The organism is Henriciella sp., assembly GCF_049649345.1.
Lineage (GTDB): Bacteria > Pseudomonadota > Alphaproteobacteria > Caulobacterales > Hyphomonadaceae > Henriciella.
Genome location: NZ_JBARZC010000082.1, coordinates 1 through 5,139, shown reverse-complemented (window position 1 = coordinate 5,139; position 5,139 = coordinate 1). Strand labels below are relative to the sequence as shown.

Genomic DNA, 5,139 nt, shown 5'->3' with positions numbered 1-5,139 from the left:
ACCTATGGCAAGGAAGGCGACAAGCTGACTCTGGATATCGATTCCAGCTCGCACCCGGCCTGGACCGGCGGCACACAGCAGCTTGACCGCGGCGGCCGCGTGTCACGCTTCAAGGACAAGTTCAAAGGCTTCGTGTAAGCCTCATCTGACTCCATCAGATAGAAAAGCCCCGCCCGAAACGGCGGGGTTTTTTGTTTGGGCTTTCGCGTTCGGGTCAGACTTTGCCGAATGCCGGGACGATGATTGGGCGCGGGCCGCAGGACTGCTAGGTATTAGGGGGTAAAGCCAGACGAAAAGGCCGCCGCGCTCATGATATTCAAACGCCTTCCCACACTGCTGCCAGCCGCCCTTCTTGCCGGGGAAGCCATGGGCGAAACACAATTCGTGGCCGAAGCGGTCGTCTCCTCCATGCTGATCGACAGGGGCGAGCAGATTGGCGGGCCGACGCTGGAGGTCGCGCTTCTGGCCGAAAAGGAAGCTGGCGCGGGCGTGCTCTATGGCGGGCTCTACAGGCTGACGCCGTTTGGCGATGACCAGGCCGCCTTCGCAGATGAGTTCGATTACACAATCGGCTATGGCTGGCAGGGTGCAGGCTATGCGGCCGATGTTTCCGCCAACTGGCTGACATATCCGGGAGAAGGCGATGAGGCGAGCCTCGAACTGTTCGGGGAAGTCGTCCTTGTCGAGCTGCCGCTGAGCCCTGCCATTGCTGGCTTCTATGATGCCGAGTTCGAGGATTACGGGCTGGAAGTGACCGCAGGCCCCGAGTGGGGAGCCGGGGACTGGTCGGGCTATGCCATTGGCCGGGCGGGTTTTGTCGAGCCGGGCGATGGGTCCGAGACGCGAAGCTATGCCGGGGTCGAGATTGGCGCGGTCCGGCCGGTCAGCGAAACAGCCGAGATTGGCGGCTATGCGCGCTATGAAGTGGCCGATCAGGACAGTTTTGCCGACGATATCGCCAATGGGGCGATCATCTCGGCGAAAGATTCAGGCTTTGCTGTCGGGGCTTTCGTCGCCGCCACGTTCTAGGTCTTCGGCGCGCGGCGGCACGCGGTGTTCGAGCGCCAGATATTCTTCGGAGCGCATCTCATGCAGGCGGCTGGCTGTGCGCTGGAATTCAAAGCTGCCATCGCCTGACGGGTAGAGATCATCGGCGTCTGCTTCGGCTGTGGCGACGAGTTTCACCCGCGCCTCATAGAGGGCATCGATCAGCGCGACGAAACGAGCCGCTTCATTGCGCTTCTCGCGCGTGAGTGTCGGGATGGCGTCGATGAGGACGGTGTGGAAATTGGCCGCGATGGCGAGATAGTCGCGCGCGCCGAGGGGGCGGGCGCAGAGCTCCTCGAAACTGAACCGGGCAACGCCTGCGGCCTCGCGCGGGACGAGCAGCTTGCGGCCTTTGACATGCAGGAAACACTGATTGGCATGCGCGCCGAGCGTCAGCCGGTCAAAGGCCTTGTCGAGGCGGGCCTCTGCCTCAGCCCCCGTCATTACGTGCCAGACCGGCGCTTCCTTGAGGCGTTCGAGGCGGTAGTCGGTCTCGGCGGCGAGATGAAACACCTCGCACTGGTCCTTGATGGTCTCGATAAAAGGCAGGAAGAGCTGGCGGTTGAGACCGTCCTTGTAAAGCTCGTCGGGATGGCGGTTCGAGGTCGCGACCACGGTGACGCGCCGCTCGAACAGATCCTCGAACAGACGGCCAAGGATCATCGCATCAGCGATCTGCGTCACCTGAAACTCGTCAAAACAGAGCAGTTTCGCTTCCGAGGCGATCAGTTTCGCCACTGGAGCGATCGGGTCATTGCCGGCTTTCCTGACGCGGTGGGCCGCCCTGCGGCGTTCGCCATCGTCCATGTCGCGCCAGGCGGCCATCTCGTCATGCACCCGGCCCATGAATTCATGGAAGTGGACGCGTTTGGACGCGACCGGCGATAGCTCGTGAAACAAGTCCATCAGCATGGATTTGCCGCGCCCGACGCCGCCCCACATATAGAGGCCGCGAATATGCGGCTCCTTGCGGAAAAGCCCGCCAGAGGGCGCATTTTTGAGGCGCTGCAGGACGCTGTCGAGCTTTCTGGCGGCGTCGAGCTGCGCCGGGTCCTCGACCAGCTGGCCGGAGTCTATACGGGCGCGATAGGCGGTCTCGACGCTCATACCCGGTCAGCCTCCTCCAAGCACGCGGGCGACCTGATCTGAGAAGATCGACAGCGAGCGCGGCTCGACAATCATCGTAGCGACGAGACCAAAGATCGCCCCGCCGAGATGGGCCTCGTGACCGATCACCCGGTTCTCATTCTGCGCGAGCAGGATCGAAATACCGATAAAGGCGACAGCGAAGACGACGGCGGGCATCGGGATGACGAAGAAGAGGAGCGTCGCGAAGGGCAGGAAGAGACAGAAGGAGAGGATGATCCCGCTGGTTGCGCCTGACGCGCCGAGCGCGCGGTAATCCGGCTTGCGGAAGTTTTCCAGATACGCCCACGCATTGCCGCCAAGCAGCGCTGCGAAATAGACGATGAGGAATTTCGGCGTGCCGAGAATGTCTTCGATAATCCGTCCAAATTGAAAAAGGACGAACATGTTGATCAGCAGGTGGAACACCCCCCCATGCAGGAAGCCGGCGGTCAGGAAGCGGTGGTATTCACGCTTTTCACGGACACCCTGGACCCAGAAGAGATTGCCCATCAGGAATTTCGGGTTCGCCCAGGCGTAGAGGCTGGCGGCGACGTTGATTGCAATCAGCGTCAGCGTGGCGGGAAAAAGGGTAAGCTGCTCCATGGCTCACTGCCCTAGCGCAGCTTGGCCCTGCTTGCATCGGCTTTGTTGCAGAAAATGCCTAAGCCGCAGCGATCTGGGGCTGTATGGTGGCCTGATCCATCTGGTCGAAGAAGAAGTCGAGCATGGCTTCGGGGCGCTGGATGAAGCGGTTATAGGGCAGATTTGCCTTGAAAACCGGGGCCGGGGCGATGTTGCAGCCGCAGCGAAGCGCGGTGTCGACAATCGTGTCGCGATCAGGATTGGCGGTCGAAACAGCGATGCGGTGGCGCCCCATATTGGCGATGCGCGCAATCGTCATGTCGCCATCATAGCTGTCCGGCAGGGTCAGTTCGGTGATGACAAGATCGAAGCGTTCGAGACGCAGGCGGCGCTCGGCTTCCATCAGCGTCGGCGCAAGGACGAGGTCAATCTGGACGCGGGCGCGAGCGGCCTTGTCAGCTACAATGGCCAGCATGTCTCTTACTGGCTCATGATCCTCGATCCACAATACTTTCATTGAACTCTACCCTGTCTGGTCCAGTAACCGGAGCACCATCAGCGCTCCCCCTTAGCTGGGCTCAACCTGACAGCTTCGCCTTACAGCTTGGTAAAGCGAAACTTGCTGAAACCTTTACAATTCAACATTCTGGACGAGGCTGAGTTAAAGCGATGCGCTGTATCGAATCCGTGATAAGCTGAACAGTGACAGGCGATTCAGGCGGAAGGCCTGGGCAAGGGCAGGACAAGCGCATGGAAGAGGCGATCAAAAAAAAATCCTCGGCTTCTGTTTTTCTTGAAGGGATTGAAGAGACCGAAGCGCACATCGTTGACGCGCTGATTGCTGAGCGTTGTCCGAGCTTTGTCGATCACTGGACCTGGCCCGTCGTGCGCCCGACGCTCTATTCGATGCTCGGCTATAGCAAGGCACGGCGCATGGCCGATGAGCTGATGCAGCTGAATGGCCGGCGTTCCTTCGAATACCTGTCGCAGGAACTCGATATCGATCTCAGCCTCAGCCATATCGACCGGCTACCCGAAAGCGGCCGGGTGGTCGTCGCGGCGAACCATCCGACAGGGCTCGCCGATGGCGTGGCGGTCTGGGATGCGCTGATTGCGAAACGCCAGGACATCGTCTTTTTCGCCAATGCCGATGCGATCCGGGTCAATCCGCGATTCCAGGACGTGATGATCCCGATTGAATGGGTCGCCTCCAAGCGAACCCCGGCCAAGACGCGCGAGACACTGCGCCAGGCGGCCGAGGCCTTCGCGCAGGAAAAATGCGTGGTGATCTTTCCTTCTGGCAAGCTCGCCAAGAAAATTGATGGCACCCTCACAGAGCAGGACTGGTTTCCGACCGTGGTCAGCCTTGCGCGCAAGCAGAAGGCGCCGATCGTGCCGCTGCATCTTGAAGCGACGAATTCCTGGCTGTTCTACAAGCTCAGCCAGATCAATGGCGAGCTGCGCGATATTACTTTGTTCAATGAGCTGCTCAACAAGAAGCGCGCGAAGTTCGATATGACATTCGGGCCGGTGATCGCGCCGGACAAACTCGAAGGCGATGCGGCGAATGTCACCGAGCGGCTACGCGATCACGTCGCCTATCACCTGGCCGATGATCCGCATAAGGAATTTGAACCGCCGGAACCAAAGGCCGGGGCTTAAACGCTCTGATCAGACCCGATCAGCGAGCCGTGGCAATGCTTGTACTTCTTGCCTGAGCCACACGGGCATTGCGCATTGCGCGGCGTCTTCGACCAGTCATCCTCGGCCTGATGAAGCGGCGGGCCGGCATGCGGATCGCCCGGCTTCTCGACCACGTCAGGCGTCATTTCATTGTCGCCTGTATCGGGATCGAGCTTCGTCTCTGAGGTTGCAGGCGCGGCCTGTTCGCGGCGTAGCAGCTGCTCGCGGGCAGCCGCCATTTCGGCGCGCTGGTCATCGGTTGCAGGCGGCGCGATGCGGATATTCATCAGGATGCGGGTCACTTCGGTGCGCATCGTGTCGAGCAGGTCATTGAACAGTTTGAAGGCTTCTTCCTTGAACTCGTTCAGCGGGTCGCGCTGGCCGTAGGAGCGCAGGTGGATGACAGAGCGCAGCTGGTCGATCTGCTGGAGATGGTTGCGCCAGCGCCCGTCGAGCACCTGGAGCAGGACCTGTTTCTCAACCTGCTGCATCTGCTGCTTGCCGACCTGTTCGACCTTGTTCTCGAAGGCCTGGTCTGCCGCCACGCGGATACGCTCTGCGATCTCTTCATTGGCGACGCCTTCCTCGGCGGCCCATTTGGCGATCGGCAGGTCGAGGCCGAGCTCGTTTTTCAGCGTTTCTGAAAGTCCGTCCACGTCCCACTGCTCGGCAAAGGCCTTAGGCGGCATGGCGATGGCG

7 protein-coding genes are annotated in these 5,139 nt (G+C 60.7%); 3 read left to right on the top strand and 4 right to left on the bottom strand.

Features of this window, described 5'->3' with window-relative positions; genetic code table 11:
• Positions 1–138 (top strand): 50S ribosomal protein L31 (gene rpmE, locus WA989_RS02115; RefSeq protein ID WP_424338878.1); only part of this gene is annotated, 138 nt, incomplete at its 5' end.
• Between the two features lie 171 nt (positions 139–309).
• Positions 310–1,029, top strand: a complete 720-nt coding sequence (locus WA989_RS02110; protein ID WP_424338877.1) for a hypothetical protein — start codon at positions 310–312, stop codon at positions 1,027–1,029.
• On the opposite strand, the gene zapE is transcribed toward WA989_RS02110, so the two are convergent.
• Genes zapE through WA989_RS02095 form a run of 3 tightly spaced genes read right to left on the bottom strand, consistent with a single transcriptional unit; the run spans position 988 to position 3,274 of the window.
• Positions 988–2,154: a cell division protein ZapE gene (gene zapE / locus WA989_RS02105; protein ID WP_424338876.1), complete on the bottom strand. Its 1,167-nt coding sequence runs from the start codon at positions 2,152–2,154 to the stop codon at positions 988–990. The genes WA989_RS02110 and zapE overlap by 42 nt on opposite strands.
• A gap of 6 nt (positions 2,155–2,160) precedes the next feature.
• The gene (locus WA989_RS02100) at positions 2,161–2,778 is read right to left on the bottom strand and encodes a rhomboid family intramembrane serine protease (protein WP_424338875.1); all 618 of its coding nucleotides are present in this window, start codon (positions 2,776–2,778) and stop codon (positions 2,161–2,163) included.
• Between the two features lie 58 nt (positions 2,779–2,836).
• On the bottom strand, positions 2,837–3,274 hold the full coding sequence (locus WA989_RS02095) for a response regulator (protein ID WP_424338874.1): 438 nt from the start codon (positions 3,272–3,274) through the stop codon (positions 2,837–2,839).
• 233 nt (positions 3,275–3,507) lie between these two features.
• On the opposite strand from WA989_RS02095, the gene WA989_RS02090 reads away from it, so the two are divergent.
• The gene (locus WA989_RS02090; protein WP_424338873.1) at positions 3,508–4,419 is read left to right on the top strand and encodes a 1-acyl-sn-glycerol-3-phosphate acyltransferase; all 912 of its coding nucleotides are present in this window, start codon (positions 3,508–3,510) and stop codon (positions 4,417–4,419) included.
• Here WA989_RS02090 and WA989_RS02085 read toward each other — a convergent pair.
• The coding region (locus WA989_RS02085; protein WP_424338872.1) for an SEC-C metal-binding domain-containing protein at positions 4,416–5,139 on the bottom strand (724 nt) is incomplete at its 5' end. The genes WA989_RS02090 and WA989_RS02085 overlap by 4 nt on opposite strands.